General features: G+C 54.8%; 1 protein-coding gene. It reads left to right on the forward strand.

Annotated elements, in window-relative coordinates:
* On the forward strand, positions 1–263 hold a 263-nt coding region (locus tag HBA93_RS21735), incomplete at both ends, for a methionine biosynthesis protein MetW (RefSeq protein ID WP_221724633.1).

Raw genomic sequence — 263 nt, forward strand, 5'->3', positions numbered from 1 at the left:
GGCGAATTGCTGCAATTGCTGCGCGATACACGAAATGTCGACGGGCGCGGTGTTGAACTGTCGCAAAGCGGTGTGAACCAGTGCCTGATGCGCGGCCTGTCGGTGATCCAAGGTGATGCCGATCGTGATCTGGTCTATTATCCGGATTCCAGTTTTGACTATGTGGTGCTGTCACAGACTTTGCAGGCTACGCTCAATCCGAAAAAAGTGCTGAGCGAATTGCTGCGCATCGGCGAGCGCGCGATCGTCTCCATCCCGAATTT

Origin of the sequence: Ochrobactrum sp. SFR4 (assembly GCF_019730395.1) — a bacterium.
Classification (GTDB): Bacteria; Pseudomonadota; Alphaproteobacteria; order Rhizobiales; family Rhizobiaceae; genus Pseudochrobactrum.